Source organism: Methyloceanibacter methanicus (assembly GCF_001723285.1).
Classification (GTDB): Bacteria; Pseudomonadota; Alphaproteobacteria; order Rhizobiales; family Methyloligellaceae; genus Methyloceanibacter; species Methyloceanibacter methanicus.
Window position 1 is genome coordinate 143998 of the sequence record NZ_LPWG01000002.1, and the last position, 22200, is coordinate 166197.

Consider the following 22200-nt stretch of genomic DNA (forward strand, 5'->3'; position numbering starts at 1 on the left):
CGGAGCGGACGAGGCCTTAGAACTCCACCTTGGGAGTCTCCATCGTGTCGGCGGAAACGGCGAAATTCTGCATGGGCTTCAGGTCGGAATACAGCACCATGTGCCACAGCCGCCCGGGGAAGGTCCGCAGTTCGGTGTTGTAGTCGCGGACGGCCGAGATGTAATCGCGCCGCGCGATCGCGATCCGGTTCTCCGTGCCCTCGAGCTGCGACTGGAGCGCGAGGAAGTTCTGGTTCGACTTGAGATCGGGGTAACGCTCGACCGTGACGAGGAGCCGTCCCAGCGCGCCGGAGAGATTGTTCTGCGCCTCCTGAAACTTGTCGAAGGCTTCCTTGTTCGTGAGGATGTCGTCCGGAATCTTGACTTGGGATGCCTTGGCCCGCGCCTCGATCACGTCCGTGAGCACCTTGCTTTCCTGCTCGGCGAAGCCTTTGACGGTTTCGACCAGGTTCGGGATCAGGTCGGCACGGCGCTGATATTGGTTGAGCACTTCGCTCCAGGCCGCTTTCGCGCGCTCGTCCAGTGTCGGGATGGTGTTGATGCCGCAGCCGGCCAGCAACACCGCCGTGAGCATGAGGATACCGGTCCGGCCGACGGGCCCGTTCCAAATCCGCGCCAAGGCCTGCATGATGGTCTCCTTCCGAGCGATCCCTCTCACTGACTTCGTGTAGTGGTAGCCCCAGCCGGTGACAAGCAGATTCGCCTTACGGTTGGGCGGCGCCGGCCCCAATCTGTTGGGGGGCGCCGGCCCCAATGCGCCGGCCGGGTGTTGCGCGAATGAGACAGCCGCCAACTTTCTGCGGGCCGCACGGCTGCGGAAAGGCCGTTGGCCCTTTCCTTTTTGCACCGCACGCACAAACTAACTACGCGGTTGATCAGCGTTTTTTCCACAAGCGCGCGAACAAGCGTCCGTCGAGGTCCGTGTTCGCGGGCGTTAGCCAATCCGAAGGCTTTGCTAGTCAAACTCCAAGGCCTCTTCTAGGCTGATTCGTGAGTCGTTTTGGGGGCTCTTCATGAGTGCAGTTGCGGTGTTGCGTAGGCGTAAGACCTGGAAAATACGGGCAGGCGCCGAGATGCGGACCCTTATGAGAATTTCGAGTGTTTCGAGCGCGGCGGTTCTTGCTGCGGCCCTTTGGGCTGCGCCCGCCTCCGCCGAAGACGGCGCATTCGTCAGCTCCGCCGACCCCATGACGATCGTGGTGTCGCTGCCGAACCAGAAAGCCCACATCTATCGCGGCACGTCGCTTGTCACGACGACGCCCGTCTCGACCGGGAAGCGGGGCCATTCGACCAAAGCCGGCATCTACAGCATTCTGGAGAAGCGCCGTCGGCACTATTCGAACCTTTACAACGGCGCGCCCATGCCCTGGATGCAGCGCCTGACCTGGACCGGCACGGCCCTGCACGCGGGCGTGGTGCCGGGCTATCCGGCCTCCCACGGCTGCATCCGCCTGCCCTATTCCTTCGCGCCCAAGCTGTTCGCCATGACCGAAGTCGGCCTTCAGGTCGTCGTCGCGCACAGCGCGGTGACGCCGAAGCCCATCTCGCATCCGGCCCTGTTCCAGCCGCTGCCGCCGCCGATGCCGCCCGAGTTGATGACGCGGGACGATGCGTCCCAGGCGCCGATACGCAAGTCCAGCAACGAGACCGATCCCGCCGAGACCGGTCGCGCCAAGCCCTTCGGCCTGCCGCTGATCTTCGCCAAGGCGGAAGCCGTGCAGCCGAAGCCGATCGTGGGCAAGGCCGCCGCGAAACTGGCGCTGGTCCCGGAAACCACGGGCTCCATCGCGCCGGCGCAGACCCTTCGGGGGTCGACCGCGCTCAAGGATACGACCCAGCACGCGATCGATCCGGAGGCCGAGCCGTTCATCGGCAGCGGCTCCCACGCTGTTGCGGCCAAATCTCCGGCGCAGATCAGCGATGACGACGCGGCGGTCGAAACGTCGGACGACTCATGAAGCACCAGGATCGCCTGGTGGACCGCGACCCGCCCAAAGCGGAAGACCGGCTGCCTCTCGCCGACGAGACCGTTGCGTCCGAGAGCGCCGAGGCCGAAACGGCTAACGCCGAGGCGACGGAAATCAAATCGGCCGCCGTTGCACCCGAGATGCTTTCGCAGGAGCCGGCCACGCCGGGCCCCGCCGCGGAGAGCCAGGACGCCGATCCGATCGCCGCGATCGTGGGCGAAACGGCATCGGAGATCGAGCCGGCCGCGCAGCCGATCCTCACCGTGTCGGCCGACGCCGTGGCGGCCAAGGCCCAGCAGCCACTCGCGCTGTCGCTTTCGGTTCTTGGCGTGAACGACCATCCGCCGCTGCCGCCGACGCGGCCCTCGGTGATGCTGTCGCGTCTCGGCGCCGGCGCGAAGGCCGCGGCCTTCGAGGCAGCCGAGCCGATCTCTCAGGAGCCTCTGCGCATCCTGATCACGCGGCGCACCGAGCGGGACCGCACGGTCGACATTCAGCACATGCTGTCCGACATGGGCTATCTGGCCCCGCAGAATTTCGACGGCACGCGTGGCGCGGCGACCGTCCGGGCCCTCAAGGCGTTCCAAAAAGACAACGAAATGCCCGTGACCGGCGCGTTCACGGACGATGTGTTCAAGAAGGTCTACGAAGTGGCCGGCAAGGAAGAGCCGGCGGAGGGGCAGCTCTTCGTGCGCCAGAAGTTCGCCAGTGTGTTCTCGACGCCGGTGAGCTTCTCCGATCCGGACAAGCCGCTCGGCACGCATCTGTTCACGATCATGCAGTTCGAGCCGGGCGCCACCCAGGCGAACTGGACCGCGATCAGCCTGAACGACAAGGAGACCGCCGAGTCCGTCCTCGACCGGATCGAGATTCCGGCGGATGTGCGCCAGAGGATTTCCGAGCGCCTGACGCCCGGATCGTCCCTGATCGTTGCCGATACGGCCATCAACTCCGCGGCCCTACCCAAGGGCGCCGACTTCCTCGTCTGGGATACGACCAGGGCGGCCAAGGTCCAGCGCGCAAGCACCTCGCCGAGACGCGCGGTGCGCAAGCGCAGCACCCAGCGGCGCCCGGCCTACACGCGGGAGCGGTCCACCAGCCCGCGCTATACACGGCGCAGCCGCGGCTTCTTCCAGTTCTAGGGCGCAGGGGGCACGCCGAGCGGGTCTGCCCTTTGACCGTGTAGGGACTTGCACGGCATCGACCGCCGTGCGCCGGGATGGCGCGTCCTTCAGCTTTGCATGAGAGAAAATTGGAGCGGGCGATGGGATTCGAACCCACGACCCCAACCTTGGCAAGGTTGTGCTCTACCCCTGAGCTACACCCGCACTCCAAACCACCGCTCGGTCTTGAATTTCAAGTCTCTGGGTGGTCACGTGCCACGTCGTGGCCTTGTAGTGGATCACGTCCGAACTGTCTACTTGCGCCCGCCGTGCCACAACCGGGCTGAAATTCCGTCCCGGTGAGGGGCTCCCATTAAAGGAACCGCGCAGCAAACGCAATGGATTTAGCACGCGCCAAGCTTTTTGCGTATCTGGAGGCGCTGGGCATCGACTCCGTCACGGTCGAGCACGAGGCCATGTTCACGGTCGAACAGTCGCAAGCCTTGCGTGGCACAATCCCTGGCGCCCACACGAAGAACCTGTTCTTGCGGGACAAGGACGGCCGGCTCGTCCTGGTCGTCGCCAAGGAAGACACCAAGGTCGATCTCAAGGGCCTCGCCAAGCGGTTGGGGCTCGGCCGCTTCAGCTTCGGAAAACCCGAGCAGATGCGAGCCGTGCTGGGGGTCGAGCCCGGCTCGGTTACGGCGCTGGCGCTCCTGCACGCGGGCTCGGCCGCCCTTGCCGCCGTGGTCGTGGACGAGGCGCTGCTGACCTTCGCGGAGGTGAATTGCCATCCGCTGGACAACCGCGCCACCACGCGGCTCGCCACGGCGGACCTGCTGCGCTTCATGCGCGCCTGCGGGCACGAGCCGGAAATCCTGCCGCTGCGATGATTTCCGGCGCGGGGCACGGCGCCAAGGTTGCCAAATGCGAGCCGACGGCCCATCTTTCGAGGCAAGGAAGACAATCGAAAAATGCCGCGTCGCAGCCGCGGCCCACGGATTCAAGTATGAGCATGGATACCCCGATCCTCGGCGCGGAGGGCGAGGACGCGCCCGGCGCCGAAACTATCAAGAACACCACGACCCAGGACTTCGTGCGCGATGTGGTCGAGGCCTCGAAGGGCCGGCCCGTGCTGGTCGACTTCTGGGCGCCGTGGTGCGGGCCCTGCAAGCAGCTCACGCCCGTTCTCGAGAAGGCCGTTCGTGCCACCAAGGGGGCCGTCGCCTTGGTGAAGATGAATATCGACGACTATCCGGAAATTCCCGGCCAAATGGGCGTGCAGTCCATCCCCGCCGTGTTTGCCTTCAAGGAGGGGCGTCCCGTGGACGGCTTCATGGGGGCTCTGCCGGAATCGCAGATCAACGCGTTCATCGCCCGGCTCGTCGGCGAGACCGTCGGCAGTGCCGCGGAACTGGAGGCCGCCGAGGCGGCTCTCGAAGCCGGCGACGTCAACGCCGCCGCGCAGATCTTCGGACGGATATCCCAGGAGGAGCCGGAGAACATGGACGCCCTGGCGGGCCTTGCGAAGTGCTACGTCACGACCGGCGATCTGGAACGCGCGGAGCAAACGCTCGCGCTGGCACCGCCCGACAAGACCGAGAGCGCACCGATTACCGCCGCCCGCTCGGCGCTCGATCTTGCGCGGAAGTCCGACAAGGCCGGCGACGTGGACGCGCTCCGCGCGAAGGCGGCGCAAGCGCCCGGCGACCTTCAAGCGCAATTCGATCTGGCCCTGGCTCTGAATGCGAGTGGGGACCGGGAGGGCGCGCTCGACGCGCTGCTTGCGATTGTCGCCAAGAACCGCAGCTGGAACGACGACGCAGCCCGGAAACAGCTCGTGCAGTTCTTCGAGGTGTGGGGCCCTGCCGATCCGGCGACCACCTCGGGCCGGCAACGACTTTCGTCGCTGCTGTTCGCATGACGAGGCCCGCGAGGCGCGCTCCATGACCAGCCCCTATAGCAGCCCTGGCGATCTTCCCACGACCGTGCCGATCTTTCCCTTGCGTGGCGCGATCCTCCTTCCCCGCGCCTCGCTCACGCTCAACGTGTTCGAGCCCCGCTACCTTGCACTGGTCGATCATGCCCTCGCCAACGAACGGCTCATCGGCGTGGTGCAGCCATCCGGCGACACGGGAAGCGCCGAATCGCCGGAAGGAAAATCCTTCCCGGTCCGGAACATCGGCTGCGTCGGACGCATCACCGCGTTCAACGAGACAGACGACGGACCCGAGATCATTTCTCTCACCGGCATATCGCGCTTCGCACTTGGTGACGAAATCGCCTCGGATATGCCCTTCCGGATCTTTACCGCGAATTTTATGCCGTATGCGGATGACTTCATCCAGGACCTTGGAGAGGACGACGTGGACCGCGTCCGCCTGCTGGCAACGTTGCGGCGCTATCTCGAGACGAACGGTCTGCATGCGGACTGGGACCGGATCAACGAAGCAGCCAACGAGCAGCTCGTCAACACGCTGTCGATCCTGTCTCCGTACGGCAGCGAAGAGAAGCAGGCGCTTCTCGAGACCGCGAGCCTGAAAGACCGGGCCGACGCCCTGGTCGCATTGGCCGAGATGGAGCTGGCCGCGCGCGACGACAATTCCGAGACATCGCTGCAATGACGGGTTCTAACGATATGCCCAATCAGGAGAGCGGGACCGTCGACGCCAAGCTCTTGGAGATTTTGGTCTGTCCACTGACGAAAACGTCTTTGGCCTACGACGCGGAACGTCAGGAACTCATCAGTCGCGCGGCGGGACTGGCCTATCCGATCCGCGACGGCATTCCCATCATGCTGCCCGAGGAAGCGCGCAAGCTGGACGACGTTTAGGCGCGCGAGCCGGCAGGTCTCGGTGCATTATCGCGCGGACTCGTCGCACAGACGCCGGACATCGGCCGGTGTCAGGCCCGCCTCCCGATAGGTGCGAATCGCGCGCGCATCGTTGCGTTTGGCGAGTCGTTTGCCGTCCTCGTCGCGGACAAGGGCATGGTGATGCCAAACCGGCTCCGGCAGTTCGAGCAGGGCCTGCAGGAGGCGATGGATCGGCGTCGCCTCCAGCAGATCCTCGCCGCGCACGATGTGCGTCACGTTCTGGGCCGCATCGTCCACCACGACCGCGAGGTGATAGGCGGCGGTGCCGATATCCTTGCGGGCGAGCACCACATCGCCGATGTGTGCCCGCATAGCATCGGGATCGAGCGTGTGGCGGCCCGCGTGGGACGGGCCCGTCTCGGTCCAATGCAGGGTTTGGTTCTTCGTGAGCGCCAGCGCCTTTTCGAGGTCGAGCCGGATCGCGTCCGACGGTCCGGCTTCCGACATCGCACGGCCTCGGCACGTTCCCGGATAGAGGCCGGACGCGGCGCCCGATGCGCCGGCACCTTCCTGGGGCGCGGCGAGAGCCGCACGAATGTCGGCGCGGCTACAGCGGCACGGATAGGTCACGCCGAGGCCGGCGAGGTGCGCCAACGCCTCCGCGTAGGCGACACGCCGGTCGGATTGGCGCATGACGGGCTCCGGCCAACGAAGACCCAGCCAGGCCAAGTCCTCGTAGATGGCCGCCTCGTGGTCCGGGCGCACACGGGCCGTGTCGGTATCCTCGATGCGCAGAAGGCACACGCCGCCGGCGTCCCGGGCCGCATCCCAGGCCGTCAGAGCCGAGTAGGCATGGCCCAGATGGAGCAGTCCCGTTGGAGACGGTGCGAACCGCGTGACGAAACCAGCCGGTGCCATGGCGCGAGCAGAGCTGTCTGCAGCGGACGTGGGTTGGTCCGCCACGCGTTTAGAGGGCCTCGCCCTTCAACAGGCGCGGAACGTCGCCGGTGGCGCCGGCGGCCTCGCGCACCAGAAAGCGTTTCAGCCCGGGCGCCCGATCGACGAGGCCCATGCCGAGATCGCGGATCGCGCGCAAGGGGGCGCTGTCGTTCGAGAACAGCCTGTTCATGCCGTCCATGACCGCGCCGGAAAACGCGCTGTCGAATCGGCGCCAGCGCTGATAGCGGCCGAGCGCCGTCGCCGAACCGATATCGAGTCCGAGGCGGGCATTGTCGGTGACGGCCTCCACCAGGGCGGCGACATCGCGAAGCCCGATATTCAGTCCTTGCCCCGCCAGCGGATGCACCACATGGGCGGCATCGCCGACCAGCGCCAGCCGGTCGCCGACAAAGGCGCGGGCCATTTGAAAGGCGAGCGGAAAGGCGCGGGCCGGACCCTCGAGGGAGATCGTGCCGAGGCGATGCCCGAAGCGGCGGCCGAGTTCGGCCGCGAACATATCCGGGTCGCCCGACACGAGCGCCTTCGCCTTGTCCGCGTCCTCGGTCCAGACGATCGAGGAGCGGTTTCCCTTGAGCGGCAGAATCGCGAAGGGGCCGGACGGGAGGAAATGCTGCACCGCGCGGCCCTGATGGGGGCGCTCGTGAGCGAGCGTCGCGACGATGCCCATCTGGGGATAGGTCCAGCCGATGCACTTGATGCCGGCAAGCGTCCGCGCCCGCGAGTTCTTGCCGTCGGCGGCGGCGATCAGGGCGGCCCGCACCGTCCGGCCGCTGGCGAGATGAATGTCGGCACTGAACGCGTCCGTCTCGAAGCCTTCGACCGTGTCCGGCGCGATCACCTCGATCGACGGATCGGCGTCGACGGCCTCGGTGATCGCGTCAAGGAGCGCGCCGGCCTCGACGAGCCAGGCCTTGGCCCCGTCGTTGCGCAATTCCTCCGTAAAGCCGAGAAGATGGGGCCGCAGCGCGGCATTGAGCGGACTGTCGGTGATCTCGATGGCGTCCATGGATTGCGCGCCCGGCTCCAGGCGGGGCCACAACCCAATGGCGGTCAAGAGGTTCTTCGAAGCCGGCGAAAGCGCGAGCCCCCGGCCGTCCGGATCCCGCGGCGCCTCGGGCGACGCCGCGTCGACCAGCGTGACCCGGCAGGTTTTCGGAGCGAACCTTGCAAGTGCCAGGGCCAGCGTTCCACCGGCGAACCCGCCCCCGGCGATGACAATGCGGAAACCGCCGTCTTGATCTGCGTTGTGCGACACGGGTTCTCTATAGGCGAGCCAGCACGGCCGCGCCACTCCTCGCGTCCCGCGTCCGTTCGCATGCCCGCGCGGCACGGATCGCCTTTTCGCCACCGCGCGCAAACTGCTATGGGCATGGTCCGGGCCGACCGCCCAGACCAACGACATCGAAAGAGGCCTGTCCATGAGCGCTGCCGTCGATCAACTCCTGTCGATCCTCGATTTGGAACCCTTGGAACACAACCTCTACCGGGGTCTCAGCCCGCAAATCGGGTGGCAGCGGGTTTTCGGCGGCCAGGTTATCGGCCAAGCGCTCGTCGCCGCGCAGCAAACTGTCGAGGACCGCGGCGCCCATTCGCTACATGCCTATTTTTTGCGCGCCGGCGATCCCGCCGTCCCCATCATCTACGAGGTCGATCGAATCCGCGACGGCAGGAGCTTCTCGACTCGCCGGGTCGTGGCGATCCAGCACGGCCAGGCCATCCTTTCCATGGCGGCCTCCTTTCACCGGGACGAGCCGGGCCTGACGCACCAGATGGCGATGCCCGACGTGCCGCCGCCCGAGGACGTGCCGAGCGAAGCGGCCGTGGTCGCAGCGTTCATGGATCGCCTGCCGCCTCAGGCCAAAGCCTATTGGCAGGCGGAGAGGCCGATCGAGATGCGGCCCGTTGATGTAACGCGCTATTTGACGCCCCAGAAGCGGGAAGCGAGCCAGCTGATCTGGATCAGGGCCAACGGGGCTCTGGCCGACGATCCGGCCCTGCATCAATGCGTCCTCGCCTACGCATCGGACTTCACGCTCCTGGATACGGCGCTCGTCGCCCATGGGCGATTCGTCTTCGACCCGGAGCTCATGCTGGCGAGTCTCGACCATGCCCTGTGGTTTCATCAGCCGTTCAGGGCGGACGAATGGCTCCTGTACGCGCAAGACAGCCCCTTTTCAGGGGGGGCACGCGCTTTTTGCCGGGGCATCTTCTACACGCGGGACGGGCGGCTGGTTGCCTCCACAGCCCAAGAGGGGCTGGTGCGCGAAATCACAACGTCATAGCCGCCTACTTTTTAGGCATTTCAATGGATTTGCCCTCAATCTGGGCGCAACGCTGTTGCTCAACCCATACGCACCTGGGGGGCAGCTTGGTGAAATTTCCGTAAAACCAAAGGCTTGCCTGCTTTCCCGCAGACTTGGCACGCAGCTTGACTCTGTTAACGGGTTCCAACGGCTGAAGCTGCGGCGACATCCGCCCAGACGGCCGTCAAATAAGGAGGGCTCAAACAGATGAAGCTGGTGATGGCAATCATCAAGCCATTCAAGCTCGACGAGGTGCGCCAAGCCCTCACAGAGCTTGGACTGCAAGGCATGACCGTTACAGAGGTCAAAGGCTACGGGAGGCAGAAAGGCCATACGGAAATCTATCGCGGCGCCGAGTACGCCGTGAACTTCCTGCCGAAGATCAAGATCGAGGTCGTGGTGCCTGCCAAGATGGTCGACAACGCTGTGGACGCGATCGTCGCCGCGGCGAAGACCGGTCAGATCGGCGACGGCAAGATCTTCGTCGTTCCCGTCGAGCAAACGGTGCGCATTCGCACCGGCGAAACCAACGAATCTGCACTGTGATTGGGGGAAAGTTGAAGATGACGACCTTTGCCAAATACATGTTCGGCGTGGTCGCGGCGCTCGCCTTGCTTGCGCTCACCCACGTCGACCCGGCAATCGCTCGAGACGCCGCGGAAGCGGCCAACGTGCCGGTTGCTACCACGGGCGAGTTTAGGCTGGCCCAAGCGGAGCCTGAGGCTGCACCTGCGGCCGAAGAGCCTCTCGCCGAAGAAGGGGCTGGTGAGGAGCCTGAAGCGACCCTCGATTCGGGCGACACGGCCTGGATGCTCACCTCCACGGTTCTTGTCCTGATGATGGCGATCCCGGGTCTGGCGCTCTTCTACGGCGGCATGGTCCGCAAGAAGGGCGTGCTAGCCGTCGTGATGCAATGCTTCGCGATCGTCTGTTTGCTGACGGTCGTGTGGTTCATCGTCGGCTATTCGCTCGCCTTCACCGACGGCGGATCGCTCAATGCCTATGTGGGCGGGTTCTCGAAGATGTTCCTGGCCGGCGTCGGCGTGGATACGTTGAGCGGAACCATTCCGGAAACGGTGTTCTTCACCTTCCAGATGACGTTCTTTGCCATCACCCCGGCTCTGATCGTCGGCGCCTTTGCAGACCGCATGAAGTTTTCCGCAGTCTGCATCTTCATGGTGCTGTGGTCGCTGATCGTCTACGCGCCGGTCTGTCACTGGGTCTGGGGCGGCGGCTTCCTTTCGGAAGACGGCGTTCTCGACTTTGCCGGCGGTACGGTGGTGCATATCAACGCCGGTGTTGCCGGTCTCGTGACCTGCATCTTCCTCGGCAAACGCATCGGTTACGGCACCGAAAACATGGCGCCGCATAACCTGGTGCTGAGCCTGATCGGCGCCTCCCTGCTGTGGGTGGGCTGGTTCGGCTTCAACGTCGGTTCGGCTCTCGCCGCCAGCGGCGGTGCCGGCATGGTCATGGTGACAACCCAGATCGCCACGGCGGCGGCGGCTCTCGCCTGGATGTTCATGGAATGGATCATCCACAAGAAGCCCTCCGTTCTTGGCATCATCTCGGGCGCGATCGCCGGTCTCGTGGCCATCACCCCGGCTTGCGGCTTCGTCGACGGTTGGGGCGCGCTTTGGATCGGTATTGCTTCCGGTCTGATCTGCTTCTTCATGTCGACCACCGTGAAGAAGGCGCTCGGCTATGACGACTCCCTCGATGTCTGGGGCATCCACGGCGTCGGCGGTATCGTCGGTGCCCTCCTGACGGGCGTGTTCGCCGTCGAAGCGATTGGCGGGACCGCCGGTCTCCTCGAAGGCAATCCCGGCCAGGTGCTGACCCAGTTCTGGGGCATCATCGCCACCATCGTGTGGTGCGCCATCGCGACCTTCGTGATCCTGATCGTCACCAACATCCTGGTGGGCGTCCGGGTCAGCGAGCCGGTCGAAATCGAGGGCCTGGACATCAACCTTCACGGGGAGACGGTCCAGTAAGCCTTCGCGCAAACCTGAGAGGGACAAGAACATTGGAGAATTCGAGCTAGGTCTCCTCCTCCCTTGACTTCTAGCTCCACCTCGGACCCCGGCGTCACCTCGGCGCCGGGGTCTCTTTATGCGGTGTCTGGCTATGGCCGATGCGGGCCTCAGGCGTGAGCGGCGCCATTGCCGCGGCGCCCCGCTCGGCCCACACGCCGACTTAGCCTAGACGCCGACTTGGCCTAGACGCCGACTTGGCCTAGACGCCGAGCTGGCCTACACGCAGAACCGCCATGTCCCACACCGAAGCCGATACCGGCACCGCACTCGACGCCCTGATCCGCTCGCCCTTCGCGCGCCTCAACACGCTGCTGGCGGGCACGCAGCCCGGCGCCGATCCGATCCTGTTTTCGCTCGGCGAGCCCAATACGCCCTTGCCGCCCTTCGTGGGGCCCGTGCTGCAGGAGCACTTGGCGGCGTTCGGAAAATACCCGCCGATTCGCGGCATACCGGCCTTGCGGGACGCGATCTGCGATTGGCTCGCGCGGCGCTATCCCGAGTTCGAAGGCATTGTGGACCCGAACTCGCACGTCCTGCCGCTCAACGGGTCGCGGGAAGGGCTGTTCTCCGCCATCTTTCCGGCGCGCGCACGGAGACCCGATCTCGCCGATCCGGTGGTTCTCATTCCAAACCCGTTCTACCAGGTCTATGCGGCGGCAGCGGCGGCGGCAGGTGCGGAGCCCGTGTTTCTCCGTTCCGGGCCCGAGACGGGCTTTCTCCCCGATCTCGATGCGATCGACGGGCGGCTTCTGGACCGGAGCGTCGCCCTCTATCTGTGCTCGCCGTCCAACCCTGAAGGCGCCGTGGCGAGCCCCGGCTACCTGGAAAAGGCCATCCGGCTCGCGCGCGCCCACGATTTTCTGCTTTTCGCCGACGAGTGCTATTCGGAGATCTACACGGATGCGCCGCCGCCAGGGGCGCTTGCGACCGCGCAAGGCGCCACGGGGAGCCTCGCCAACGTGCTTTCCTTCCAATCCCTGTCGAAACGGTCCGGTCTTCCGGGCCTGCGGTCGGGCTTCATCGCGGGTGATCCAGTCTTTATCGAGGCTTTCGGGCGTTTCCGGAACGTGGCCTGCCCGCAAGTCCCCCTGCCGATCCAATATGTCTCCGCCGCGGCCTGGGCCGACGAAGCGCATGTGGAGCGGGCCCGGGCCTTCTACCGGGCCAATTTCGACGTGGCCGACGCGGTTCTTCAGGGCCGCTACGGCTATGCCCGACCAGACGGCGGCTTCTTCCTTTGGCTGAATATGGCCGATTTCGGAGGTGGCGAAAGGGCCGCGAAAACCCTTTGGAAAGGATGTGGCGTCAAAGTTCTCCCAGGGACCTATCTCACGAAGTCGCAAGGCGGCCGGGCCGATCACGGTCTGGACTTCGTCCGGCTTGCGCTCGTGCATGACGCGGAGACAACGCGCGAGGGACTGGCGCGCATCGTCGCCACATTGGACTAGAGGAATGGCAGCGACAGGCAGATCCACACCAAGACGGCGGCTTCTTCCCAGCGCCGTCGTGCACGGCCTGCGCCGTCTCGTCTTCGGCACCTATGGTCTTGCCCTCATCGCGGGCGCGAGCGCCGTCTGGGTAGCCCTGGCCTCCTGGTCCGTCCACGACCCCAGCCTCAACAACGCCACGCCCGTCGTACCACGCAATCTGCTTGGCGGCTGGGGCGCGGTGATCGCCGATCTCGGCATCCAGTCCTTGGGCCTCGCCTCGATCTTCATGTTCCTGCCGCTTGCGGCTGGGGTTGGCACCTCGTCGCCGACACGGTGCCCGGCAAGATCAAATACCGCCTTCTGGCCTGGCCCTTTGCCGGCCTGCTGCTGGCAGCGGCCTTCGCCGGTCTGCCACAGCCCAAGAGCTGGCCGCTCCCCAACGGGCTCGGAGGCATTCTCGGCGACTTCATCATGGCTGGGGCCCACGTCATCGGTCCGTTTCTGCCCGAATCGGCCGTGTCGTTCGTGGCCGGGCTCGTGTTCATGATCGCGGGCTTCGGACTTCTGTTCTTCGCAAGCGGCACCAGCGCTTCGAAACTGGTCGGCTTGTGGGCACCCCGCGCCAGCGCCGCCGAGGAATGGGCCAATGCCTGGGTGGGCGCCGGCATGCACGTGGCCATCGATAGCTTTGCCCGCCTGCGCCGCCTCTTCCGCCGCAAGCCCAGTGCTGCAACGGCGGCCGATGAGGACCTCGAGGCGGACGAGGACCTGGAGCCCGACGCCGAGGGCTACGACGAGCCTTGGGACGGGGCGCGCGAGGAACCCAAGCTTCTGACCTACGACGATGGGCGGATCGAACCGTCATTCGGTCCCGCGCCCCTGGTCGACAATCGCTATGGCGACGACCCTTACGACGACGAGGACGGCGCGCCCGCCTATCGCATCACACGCACCGAGGAGCCGCAGCGCAAGCGTGCCCGCAAGCAGACACGTGGTCCCGCGCGGCCGAGCGGGACGCCATTCGACCCGCCCTCGGTCAAGCTGCTGCAGCCCAAGCCACGGGTGACCCGCGCCAATGGCATCAGCGACGAAGTCCTGCAAGAGAATGCGCGCGAGCTCGAAGGCGTGCTCCAGGACTTCGGGGTGAAGGGCGAGATCACCAATGTGCGGCCCGGCCCCGTCGTGACGCTGTACGAACTGGAGCCCGCCCCCGGGACCAAATCGTCGCGCGTGATCGGCCTCGCCGACGACATCGCGCGCTCCATGAGCGCCATCGCCGCGCGCGTCGCGGTCGTGCCCGGGCGGAACGCGATCGGTATCGAACTGCCGAACGAGCAGCGCGAAATGGTCATGCTGCGGGAACTTTTCGAATCGCCCGACTTCCAGCAGACGGACGCGCGCCTGGCCCTGTCGCTCGGCAAGACGATCGGCGGCGAGCCCATGGTGGCCGACCTGTCCCGGATGCCCCATCTTCTCATCGCCGGCACGACGGGCTCGGGCAAGTCGGTCGGCATCAACACCATGATCCTATCGCTGCTCTACCGGTTGTCGCCGGAGCAGTGCAAATTCATCATGATCGACCCGAAGATGCTGGAACTGTCGGTCTATGACGGCATTCCGCATCTGCTGGCGCCCGTGGTGACCGATCCGAAAAAGGCCGTAGTCGCCCTAAAATGGACCGTGCGCGAGATGGAGGAGCGCTACAAGCGCATGTCCAAGCTCGGCGTCCGCGACATCAAGGGCTACAACGCGCGCATCGCCCAAGCCGAGGCCAAGGGCGAGACCCTGACGCGCACGGTGCAGACCGGATTCGACCGGGAGACGGGCCAGGCGATCTACGAACAGGAAGAGATGAACTACGAGGCCATGCCGTACATCGTCGTCATCGTCGACGAGATGGCGGACCTCATGATGGTCGCGGGTAAGGACATCGAGGCCGCGGTTCAACGTCTGGCGCAGATGGCCCGCGCCGCCGGCATCCACCTGATCACCGCGACGCAGCGGCCGAGCGTGGATGTGATCACCGGTACCATCAAAGCGAACTTCCCTACACGGATCAGTTTCATGGTCACGTCCAAGATCGACAGCCGCACGATCCTGGGCGAACAAGGGGCCGAGCAGCTGCTGGGCCAGGGCGACATGCTCTATATGGCGGGCGGGGGACGGATCATCCGCGTGCACGGCCCGTTCGTATCGGACGACGAAGTGGAGAAGGTGGTCCGCCATCTGAAGAAGCAGGGCGTGCCTGCCTATCTCGATGCCATCACCGAAGACGACGACTCCGAGGATGGGGACGGCGACGGCGCGCCCGAATACGGCGACGGCAGCAACGATCTCTACGACCAGGCCGTGGCCGTGGTGCTGCGGGACAAGAAAGTCTCGACCAGCTATATCCAGCGGCGTCTCGGGATCGGGTACAATCGTGCCGCGACCTTGATCGAGCGGATGGAGAAGGAAGGCCTGATCGGTGCGGCCAACCACGCCGGCAAGCGTGAGATCCTGGTCGGCAACGACGAGGCCGACGCGCCGTACTAAACCCCCGCGACAAAACGGCTCGGCGCCAATAAGTTGACCACATTTGGCGGAATAATCTATTTGGAGATGGTTCGACACACGTCCTCGCGAAGCGGGCTCCGACGACGGGGGGTTTATGACCAAAGACTGCGCTGCACTTCTCGTTGCAGGTCTGCCGATTGCCCTGAGTCTGGCGATTGGTATGGCCCATGCTCAGGGTCCTCGACCACCGTCACAAAGAGTGCCGCCCCGCAGGCCCCGGCGCCCCAAGCCGCACCCCAAGGAGCCCTCCGGCCCAGCATCGGCCAAGAGGTGGTCCCGGTCGAGAATGCCGCGCCGGTCGAAGAAATCGTGCCTCCGACGATCGACGAGGGCGAGAGCTGGCAAGTGGCCGTCGATTCGGCGAAAGGGCCCACCCCGCTGATCGGCAAGCAGCAAGAGGCGGCCGTCAACAAGATCAACGCCTACTTTAATGGCCTGACTCGGCTCGAAGGCAATTTCGAGCAAACCGATGCCAGCAACAAGCGCACGCGCGGGCGCTTCTACGTTTTGCGGCCCGGACAGATCCGGTTCGACTACGAGCCGCCGAGCCCGCTTCAGATCATTGCCGACGGGCACTCTCTCGGCATCCAGGACAAGAGCCTAAAGACTCTGGAGAAATATCCCATCAGATCGACGCCCTTCCGGCTGCTGCTCACCCAGAACGTCGATCTGGGGCGGGATGCAAGGATTATTGGCGTGGAGCGCGACGATGGCGTCCTCGCCATCACGCTTGAGGACCAGAAGGGCACGGCCGGCCATATCAAGCTCTCGTTCAACTCCGGCTCAGAGCTGCAATTGCGGGAATGGACGATCACCGACGCGCAAGGGCTGACCACGCGGGTGACGGTCGACAGCCTCGTGGCGGGCAGAAAAAGACCTCCATATTGGTTCAAATTCAAGGAAGCGCCGAGCACGCCCTTTAGAATGGGCGGGTAACTCAAAGGGTTATCGGCGCATCCTCAACGTCTTTACAAGTTATTAAGTTTTCCGCGCGTGAAGTCTTGAAGTCGCCGCTGGAACTGCATATCTCTGGATCAGAAGCGGACCGCATCGCTTTTATCGGCAGTGCCCCCCGTCTAGCCGAAGATGTGGTCTGCTCGAGCCGGCTTCCCTCCCGGCTCGCGCGAAGAACGCGCTTTAGGCGTCCAACCCCGCGCAGCGGTTGGACGCCTTTTTCCTTGCCCGCCCCATTACCTTTGCCGCCCCACGGGCTCCGCGTGCTCGATCCCCAGAAAAGGGGGCCCCGACACGCTTGCGCCATTGCCCGGGCGCTTCGGAACGTCTAGCAAGCCCCATCATGCGTTTCAGACTGGCCACGTGGAACATCAACTCGGTTCGGTTGCGCCTCGACCTGGTGCAACGGTTCGTCCGCGCCGAGCAGCCGGACGTGCTGTGCCTTCAGGAGATCAAGTGCCAGGACGACCAGTTTCCGCGCGCGGCCTTCGAGGCGATGGGCTTTCCCCATATCGCCGTCAGCGGCCAGAAGGGCTATCACGGCGTCGCCACGGTCTCGAAGATCCCGCTGACGAAGATGGCCCGGCTGGACCTTTGCGGCGACGGGCACGCGCGCCATGTGTCCGTAGTGCTCGATGAGGGCGGCGCGGACCGCAAACCTCTGACATTGCACAATTTTTATGTGCCGGCGGGCGGGGATGTCCCGGACCCGGTCGCGAACGCCAAGTTCAAGCACAAGCTCGACTTCCTCGACGCCCTGACGGCCTGGTCGGGCGCGCACAAGACGAAAGCGAAGAACCGGCTGATCCTCGTGGGCGATCTCAACGTGGCACCGCTGCCCACCGACGTTTGGTCCCACAAGCAGCTTCTCAAAGTGGTCAGTCACACGCCGCCCGAAACGGAGCGGATGGCGCAGGTGCTGGCGTCGCACGACTGGATCGACGTGATGCGCCGTCATGTGCCGCCCGAGGACACGCTGTTCACCTGGTGGAGCTATCGCAATCGCGATTGGCGCGTTTCCAACCGGGGACGCCGCCTCGACCACATCTGGACGACCCCCGCTCTGGACGGCGCGGCCGTGTCCATGCGGGTGCTCGAGGAGACGCGCGACTGGGAACGCACCTCCGACCATGTTCCGGTGATTTCGGACTTCGAACTCGATTGAGGCGCCGCCAAGCGCCGGGGCCCAATGAGCCGTCAAGGGACCAGCTTGTAGCCGCCCGTCTCGGTGATCAGAAGTTCGGCCTGGGACGGATCCTTCTCGATCTTCTGGCGCAGCCGATAGATGTGGGTCTCGAGCGTATGGGTCGTGACGCCTGCGTTGTAACCCCAGACCTCGTGCAGCAGGACGTCGCGCGTCACCACCCGCTCGCCGGCGCGGTAGAGATATTTCAGGATCGACGTCTCTTTCTCGGTCAGCCGGATCTTCTTGCCGCCGTTCGAGTCCAGCAGAAGCTTCGAGGCGGGCTTGAACGTGTAGGGCCCGATGGTGAACACGGCATCCTCGCTCTGCTCGTGCTGCCGCAGCTGGGCGCGGATCCGGGCCAGGAGGACGCCGAGCCGGAAGGGCTTGGTGACGTAGTCGTTGGCGCCGGACTCCAGGCCCAAAATGGTGTCGGCGTCGGAGCTCTGGCCCGTGAGCATGATGACGGGCCCCTTGAACCCGCCACGCCGCAACAGCTTGCAGGCTTCGCGCCCGTCAAGATCGGGTAGGCCCACATCGAGCAGGACCAGATCCACATGGCCGTTGCGGGCCAATTTGAGCCCGTCCTGAGCGGTGCAGGCGAGTTCGGTCTCGAACTCCTCATGAAGCGACAACTGCTCACTCAAGGACTCGCGCAGCTCATCGTCATCGTCGATGATGAGAATCTTGCGCGCATTGCTCATTGGCAGGTCCTTCCAAAAGTCTTTCGTCGGTCGACGGCAGGATACTTTCTCGATACATGCTTTTAAGGGGGGCGCGGCGACGCCACAAGCATATCGATTCTTTGGCGAATTGGCGAATGGAGGCGGAAGCGGGCGTGAAGCGGCCAAAGCCCATCATCGTCCGGCGGGCGCCGGGGCGCCCGACCGAGGCCCGTGTTCAACTGGCCCATGGCATCCGGCGCGCGGCCCTCGGCTATGGCGGGATCAAACCCCTGAAACGCGAAGGCGACGGCGGGACGCCGATCGGCTGTCTGCCCGTTCGCCGGGTGCTCTACCGGGCGGACCGCGTTCCCCGGCCGAGGGTCCCGTTTCCCGTCCGGCCGATCCGCGCGGACGACGGCTGGTGCGACGACCCCGGCGACCGGAACTACAACCGGCCTGTGCGGTGTCCCTATGGACAGAGCACCGAGACCATGATGCGCGCCGACGCCCTCTACGATGTGGTGCTGGTGCTCGGCTACAACGACCGGCCCCGTGTGCGCGGCCGCGGCAGCGCGATTTTCGTGCACCTGGCGCGCCCGGGCTATACGCCGACCGAAGGCTGCATCGCCTTTTCGTACAAGGATCTGCGGGCCGTGCTCGCCCAATTGCGGGCCGGCGGTGGCTTCCTCGTCCAGCCCTAGGCATCGCGGCGCGGGCTACTCGAGCAGGACGCGGGCGCCGAAGATCGCCGTGCCGACCCGGACATAGGTCGCCCCAAATGCAATCGCCGTTTCGAAGTCGCCGCTCATGCCCATGCTGAGCTCGTCGAGACCCGATTCCTTTGCGAGCTTGGCCAGCAGCGCGAAATGCATGGCCGGTTCCTCATCCAGCGGCGGAATGCACATCAAGCCGACCACAGGCAGGCCGAACGTCTCGCGGCAGAGGGCGACGAATTCGGCCGCCTCGTCCGGTGCGATCCCGGCCTTTTGCGGTTCCTCGCCCGTATTGACCTGGACGAAGCAGCGGGGACGCCTGCCCACGCGCTCCATCTCCTCGGCAAGGGCCCGGGCCAGCTTCGGCCGGTCCACCGTCTCGATGACGTCGAACAGGGCAACCGCCTCCTTGACCTTGTTGGTCTGGAGCGGGCCGATGAGATGCAGCTCCAGGCCCGGATGGAGGTCTTTCAGCGCCGGCCATTTGCCATATGCCTCCTGCACGCGGTTCTCGCCGAAGACGCGCTGGCCCGCCTCGATCGCCTGCTCCACCGCGGCGGCGGGCATGGTCTTGCTCACCGCCACGAGCTTCACGGCATCGGCCGGACGCGCGGCGGCCCGGCAGGCGAGACGGATGTCCTCCCTGACCTGGTCGAGGCGCGACGGAATTTCGGCGGCGGAGTGGCTTTCTGCGGTCATGCGGGATACCTAGGGCCCATCATTAGCGGCGGCGGCGACCATGTCCAGCTATGGCGTGACCTGTGGCAACGCGCGCTTTCAGCGTGCTTGACCCTGTTGGCGAATTGGTTTCGATTGCCGCGCAATCGACTGACGGATGGGGTGAGAATGGCCGCGGACCGCTACGACGCGCCGGCACGCGAAAAACATTGGCAGAAGGCCTGGGACGAGAAGGGCCTGTTCGAGGCGCACGAGGACGCGGCGCGCCCGAAATACTACGTGCTCGAGATGTTTCCGTACCCGTCGGGCCGCATCCATATGGGCCATGTGCGGAACTACACCATGGGCGACGTGGTGGCGCGCTTCATGCGCGCGCGCGGCTACAACGTCTTGCACCCCATGGGCTGGGACGCCTTCGGCTCCCGGCCGAGAACGCCGCCATCGAGCGGGGCATCCATCCCGGCACGTTGGACCTACGACAATATCGCGGCCATGCGCGCGCAGCTGAAGAGCATGGGCCTGTCGCTGGACTGGTCGCGCGAGATCGCCACCTGCGACCTCGCGTACTACCACCAGCAGCAGAAGCTGTTCCTGGACATGCTTGCGGCCGGGCTCGTGGACCGCAAGACGCGCAAGGTGAATTGGGACCCTGTCGACAACACCGTGCTCGCCAACGAGCAGGTCATTGACGGGCGCGGCTGGCGCTCGGGCGCGCTGGTCGAGCAGCGCGAGCAGCCCGAATGGGTTTTCAAGATCACGGACTATGCGCAAGACTTGCTGGATGCCCTCGAGACACTCGACCGGTGGCCGGACAAGGTCCGCCTGATGCAGGCCAACTGGATCGGGCGCTCCGAAGGGTTGCTCCTGAAATTCGAGACGGCACCGGGCTCGGCCCCACAAGGGTTCGAGACGATCGAGGTGTTCACCACGCGCCCCGACACGCTCTTCGGCGCCTCTTTCGTCGCCATCGCGCCCGATCACGCGCTGGCTCGGGCGATCGCCGCCGACAATGCCGACGCGCAAGCGTTCATCGACGAATGCCATCGGCACGGAACCAGCGCCGCCGAGATCGAGACCCAGGAGAAGAAGGGTTTCGATACGGGCGTCCGTGTCGCCCACCCGGTGATCGAGGGCGCCGAGCTCCCGGTCTATATCGCCAACTTCATCCTCATGGACTACGGCACGGGCGCGATTTTCGGCTGTCCCGCGCACGATCAACGCGACCTGGAATTTGCCCGGGCCTATGGACGCCCGGTCTTGCCTGTCGTGCTTCCGCCCGGCGCCGACCCCGCCTCCTTCGAAATCGGAGAGGAGGCCTATACGGGCGACGGAACGCTTTTCAATTCGGGCTTCCTCGACGGGCTTGCGGTCGTGGACGCCAAGCACGCCATGGCGGACCGGCTCGAAGCGCGGCAGGTCGGCGGCGCACCGCAAGGCGTGCGCAAGACGCAATTCCGCCTGCGCGACTGGGGCATTTCCCGGCAGCGCTATTGGGGCTGTCCGATCCCGATGATCCATTGCGAGGCTTGCGGCCTCGTGCCGGTGCCGGACGCGGACTTGCCGGTGCAATTGCCCGAGGACGTGACGTTCGACGTCCCCGGCAATCCGCTCGACCGGCATCCGACCTGGAAGCACGTGACCTGCCCCAAATGCGGCGGCCCGGCTCAGCGCGAGACCGACACCATGGACACGTTCGTCGATTCGTCCTGGTATTTCGCGCGGTTCTGTTCGCCGCGGGCGCCCGTGCCGACCGACGCGAACGCGGTCGGCTATTGGCTGCCGGTGGACCAATATATCGGCGGGGTGGAGCATGCGATCTTGCATCTCCTCTATGCGCGCTTCTTCACGCGGGCCATGCACAAGACGGGTTACGCCGCGCTCGACGAGCCCTTCCGGGGCCTCTTCACCCAAGGCATGGTCACACACGAGACCTACAAAGACGAGGCCGGCAAGTGGCTCTTTCCGGAGGAGGTCACGAGCCGCGGCGGAAAGTCCGTACACGTCTCAACGGGCGCGCCTGTGACCGTCGGTGCCGTCGAGTCGATGTCGAAATCCAAGAAGAACGTAGTCGACCCGGACAACATCATCAGCGCCTACGGGGCCGATACGGCGCGGTGGTTCATGTTGTCCGATACGCCGCCCGAGCGCGATATCGAATGGACCGCAGGCGGCGTCGATGGCGCCCACCGGTTCGTGCAGCGCGTGTGGCGGCTGGCGGGCGAAGCGGCCGAGAGGGGCGCGCCGGCCGGCACGGCCTGCCCGGCCGATCTGAACGCCGACGCTTTGGCGCTGCGCCGCGCCACCCACAAGACCATCGCGGCCGTCACCGGCGCCGTCGAGCGGCTGCGCTTCAATTCGGCCGTGGCCCAGATTTACGAGCTGGCGAGCGCCCTATCGTCGGGGCTGCAGACCAGTTCGGCGGCGGAGGCACCCGATCCGGGTCTGGAATTCGCCATCCGCGAGGCGGCGCAGACCCTGGTACGGCTGGCGGCGCCGATGGTCCCGCATTTGGCCGAGGAATGTTGGGAAATTCTCGGAAATCAAGGACTTGTTGCAGAACAGGCATGGCCCGAGGCGGACCCGGCGCTTCTGGCCGAGGACACGGTGACCATCGCCGTCCAGGTCAACGGCAAGAGGCGGGGCGAATTGACGATTGCACGAGACGCCGCGAAGGAAGATATTGAGGCTGCGGCGCTTGCGCTGGATGCAGTCGCGCGCGCCATTGAGGGACGGGATATTCGGAAGATCGTGGTCGTACCACAGAGGATCGTCAATGTGGTCGCGTAGTCGCGCACTCGCTGTTGTTGCGGTCGCCGCAGCGCCGGGCTGGCCCTGGC

General features: G+C 65.4%; 19 protein-coding genes, 1 tRNA gene and 1 pseudogene. 15 read left to right on the forward strand and 6 right to left on the reverse strand.

From position 1 onward, the window contains the following. Nucleotides 1-16: 16 nt before the first annotated feature. Nucleotides 17-628: a LemA family protein gene (locus AUC68_RS01260; protein WP_069436100.1), complete on the reverse strand. Its 612-nt coding sequence runs from the start codon at nt 626-628 to the stop codon at nt 17-19. A 385-nt stretch (nt 629-1013) separates the two neighbouring features. Between AUC68_RS01260 and AUC68_RS01270 the strand changes: the two genes are divergently transcribed. Next, on the forward strand, nt 1014-1958 hold the full coding sequence (locus AUC68_RS01270) for a L,D-transpeptidase family protein (protein WP_204376946.1): 945 nt from the start codon (nt 1014-1016) through the stop codon (nt 1956-1958). Further along, nucleotides 1955-3109, forward strand: coding sequence for a peptidoglycan-binding protein (locus AUC68_RS01275; protein WP_069435990.1), 1155 nt, complete (start codon nt 1955-1957; stop codon nt 3107-3109). The genes AUC68_RS01270 and AUC68_RS01275 overlap by 4 nt, the downstream gene beginning before the upstream one ends. Nucleotides 3110-3220: 111 nt before the next feature. Here AUC68_RS01275 and AUC68_RS01280 read toward each other — a convergent pair. Beyond that, nucleotides 3221-3295 (reverse strand) — tRNA-Gly (locus tag AUC68_RS01280). Nucleotides 3296-3468: 173 nt separating this feature from the next. On the opposite strand from AUC68_RS01280, the gene AUC68_RS01285 reads away from it, so the two are divergent. The 4 genes from AUC68_RS01285 to AUC68_RS01300 all read left to right on the forward strand — a co-directional run bounded on the left by AUC68_RS01285 (nt 3469) and on the right by AUC68_RS01300 (nt 5903). Further along, complete coding sequence (locus AUC68_RS01285) at nt 3469-3963, forward strand: prolyl-tRNA synthetase associated domain-containing protein (RefSeq protein ID WP_069435991.1); 495 nt, start codon at nt 3469-3471, stop codon at nt 3961-3963. A gap of 116 nt (nt 3964-4079) precedes the next feature. Further along, on the forward strand, nt 4080-4994 hold the full coding sequence (trxA, locus tag AUC68_RS01290) for a thioredoxin (protein ID WP_069436101.1): 915 nt from the start codon (nt 4080-4082) through the stop codon (nt 4992-4994). 22 nt (nt 4995-5016) lie between these two features. Next, nucleotides 5017-5694: an LON peptidase substrate-binding domain-containing protein gene (locus tag AUC68_RS01295; protein ID WP_069435992.1), complete on the forward strand. Its 678-nt coding sequence runs from the start codon at nt 5017-5019 to the stop codon at nt 5692-5694. Continuing rightward, nucleotides 5691-5903: a Trm112 family protein gene (locus tag AUC68_RS01300; protein WP_069435993.1), complete on the forward strand. Its 213-nt coding sequence runs from the start codon at nt 5691-5693 to the stop codon at nt 5901-5903. The genes AUC68_RS01295 and AUC68_RS01300 overlap by 4 nt, the downstream gene beginning before the upstream one ends. 27 nt (nt 5904-5930) lie before the next feature. On the opposite strand, the gene gluQRS is transcribed toward AUC68_RS01300, so the two are convergent. Next, entirely contained in the window at nt 5931-6803 is an 873-nt protein-coding gene (gene gluQRS / locus AUC68_RS01305; RefSeq protein ID WP_069435994.1) for a tRNA glutamyl-Q(34) synthetase GluQRS, read from the reverse strand. A gap of 49 nt (nt 6804-6852) precedes the next feature. Then, the gene (locus AUC68_RS01310; protein ID WP_069436102.1) at nt 6853-8100 is read right to left on the reverse strand and encodes an FAD-dependent monooxygenase; all 1248 of its coding nucleotides are present in this window, start codon (nt 8098-8100) and stop codon (nt 6853-6855) included. Nucleotides 8101-8263: 163 nt separating this feature from the next. On the opposite strand from AUC68_RS01310, the gene tesB reads away from it, so the two are divergent. The 7 genes and pseudogenes from tesB to AUC68_RS01345 all read left to right on the forward strand — a co-directional run bounded on the left by tesB (nt 8264) and on the right by AUC68_RS01345 (nt 17289). Next, nucleotides 8264-9127: an acyl-CoA thioesterase II gene (gene tesB / locus AUC68_RS01315; protein ID WP_069435995.1), complete on the forward strand. Its 864-nt coding sequence runs from the start codon at nt 8264-8266 to the stop codon at nt 9125-9127. Nucleotides 9128-9355: 228 nt separating this feature from the next. Further along, the gene (locus AUC68_RS01320; RefSeq protein WP_045363861.1) at nt 9356-9694 is read left to right on the forward strand and encodes a P-II family nitrogen regulator; all 339 of its coding nucleotides are present in this window, start codon (nt 9356-9358) and stop codon (nt 9692-9694) included. A 17-nt stretch (nt 9695-9711) separates the two neighbouring features. Continuing rightward, nucleotides 9712-11142: an ammonium transporter gene (locus tag AUC68_RS01325; RefSeq protein WP_204376947.1), complete on the forward strand. Its 1431-nt coding sequence runs from the start codon at nt 9712-9714 to the stop codon at nt 11140-11142. Nucleotides 11143-11417: 275 nt separating this feature from the next. Then, on the forward strand, nt 11418-12632 hold the full coding sequence (locus AUC68_RS01330) for an aminotransferase class I/II-fold pyridoxal phosphate-dependent enzyme (protein WP_069435996.1): 1215 nt from the start codon (nt 11418-11420) through the stop codon (nt 12630-12632). Between the two features lie 4 nt (nt 12633-12636). After that, nucleotides 12637-15149: pseudogene (locus AUC68_RS01335) on the forward strand (FtsK/SpoIIIE family DNA translocase). A gap of 291 nt (nt 15150-15440) precedes the next feature. Beyond that, complete coding sequence (locus tag AUC68_RS01340; RefSeq protein ID WP_069435997.1) at nt 15441-16106, forward strand: LolA family protein; 666 nt, start codon at nt 15441-15443, stop codon at nt 16104-16106. A gap of 361 nt (nt 16107-16467) precedes the next feature. Continuing rightward, nucleotides 16468-17289 (forward strand): exodeoxyribonuclease III, encoded by an 822-nt coding sequence (locus AUC68_RS01345; RefSeq protein WP_069435998.1) that lies wholly within the window; start codon nt 16468-16470, stop codon nt 17287-17289. A 32-nt stretch (nt 17290-17321) separates the two neighbouring features. Here the strand turns inward: AUC68_RS01345 and AUC68_RS01350 are convergent, their stop codons facing one another. After that, on the reverse strand, nt 17322-18011 hold the full coding sequence (locus AUC68_RS01350; protein WP_069435999.1) for a response regulator transcription factor: 690 nt from the start codon (nt 18009-18011) through the stop codon (nt 17322-17324). Nucleotides 18012-18127: 116 nt separating this feature from the next. On the opposite strand from AUC68_RS01350, the gene AUC68_RS01355 reads away from it, so the two are divergent. Beyond that, entirely contained in the window at nt 18128-18673 is a 546-nt protein-coding gene (locus AUC68_RS01355) for a L,D-transpeptidase family protein (RefSeq protein WP_141701031.1), read from the forward strand. Nucleotides 18674-18688: 15 nt separating this feature from the next. Here the strand turns inward: AUC68_RS01355 and AUC68_RS01360 are convergent, their stop codons facing one another. Then, nucleotides 18689-19384, reverse strand: coding sequence for a YggS family pyridoxal phosphate-dependent enzyme (locus AUC68_RS01360; RefSeq protein WP_069436000.1), 696 nt, complete (start codon nt 19382-19384; stop codon nt 18689-18691). A gap of 147 nt (nt 19385-19531) precedes the next feature. On the opposite strand from AUC68_RS01360, the gene leuS reads away from it, so the two are divergent. Then, on the forward strand, nt 19532-22150 hold the full coding sequence (gene leuS / locus AUC68_RS01365) for a leucine--tRNA ligase (protein ID WP_069436001.1): 2619 nt from the start codon (nt 19532-19534) through the stop codon (nt 22148-22150). The last annotated feature ends 50 nt before the right edge of the window (nt 22151-22200 follow it).

What these genes read in the sequence shown, in the direction of transcription:
- leuS (WP_069436001.1), top strand. Translation starts at nt 19,532, where the DNA reads ATGGCCGCGGACCGCTACGACGCGCCGGCACGCGAAAAACATTGGCAG.
- AUC68_RS01345 (WP_069435998.1), top strand. Translation starts at nt 16,468, where the DNA reads ATGCGTTTCAGACTGGCCACGTGGAACATCAACTCGGTTCGGTTGCGC.
- AUC68_RS01330 (WP_069435996.1), top strand. Translation starts at nt 11,418, where the DNA reads ATGTCCCACACCGAAGCCGATACCGGCACCGCACTCGACGCCCTGATC.
- AUC68_RS01275 (WP_069435990.1), top strand. Translation starts at nt 1,955, where the DNA reads ATGAAGCACCAGGATCGCCTGGTGGACCGCGACCCGCCCAAAGCGGAA.
- gluQRS (WP_069435994.1), bottom strand. Translation starts at nt 6,803, where the DNA reads ATGGCACCGGCTGGTTTCGTCACGCGGTTCGCACCGTCTCCAACGGGA.
- AUC68_RS01355 (WP_141701031.1), top strand. Translation starts at nt 18,128, where the DNA reads ATGGAGGCGGAAGCGGGCGTGAAGCGGCCAAAGCCCATCATCGTCCGG.
- AUC68_RS01260 (WP_069436100.1), bottom strand. Translation starts at nt 628, where the DNA reads ATGCAGGCCTTGGCGCGGATTTGGAACGGGCCCGTCGGCCGGACCGGT.
- AUC68_RS01295 (WP_069435992.1), top strand. Translation starts at nt 5,017, where the DNA reads ATGACCAGCCCCTATAGCAGCCCTGGCGATCTTCCCACGACCGTGCCG.
- tesB (WP_069435995.1), top strand. Translation starts at nt 8,264, where the DNA reads ATGAGCGCTGCCGTCGATCAACTCCTGTCGATCCTCGATTTGGAACCC.
- AUC68_RS01360 (WP_069436000.1), bottom strand. Translation starts at nt 19,384, where the DNA reads ATGACCGCAGAAAGCCACTCCGCCGCCGAAATTCCGTCGCGCCTCGAC.
- AUC68_RS01300 (WP_069435993.1), top strand. Translation starts at nt 5,691, where the DNA reads ATGACGGGTTCTAACGATATGCCCAATCAGGAGAGCGGGACCGTCGAC.
- trxA (WP_069436101.1), top strand. Translation starts at nt 4,080, where the DNA reads ATGAGCATGGATACCCCGATCCTCGGCGCGGAGGGCGAGGACGCGCCC.
- AUC68_RS01285 (WP_069435991.1), top strand. Translation starts at nt 3,469, where the DNA reads ATGGATTTAGCACGCGCCAAGCTTTTTGCGTATCTGGAGGCGCTGGGC.
- AUC68_RS01320 (WP_045363861.1), top strand. Translation starts at nt 9,356, where the DNA reads ATGAAGCTGGTGATGGCAATCATCAAGCCATTCAAGCTCGACGAGGTG.
- AUC68_RS01270 (WP_204376946.1), top strand. Translation starts at nt 1,014, where the DNA reads ATGAGTGCAGTTGCGGTGTTGCGTAGGCGTAAGACCTGGAAAATACGG.
- AUC68_RS01325 (WP_204376947.1), top strand. Translation starts at nt 9,712, where the DNA reads ATGACGACCTTTGCCAAATACATGTTCGGCGTGGTCGCGGCGCTCGCC.
- AUC68_RS01350 (WP_069435999.1), bottom strand. Translation starts at nt 18,011, where the DNA reads ATGAGCAATGCGCGCAAGATTCTCATCATCGACGATGACGATGAGCTG.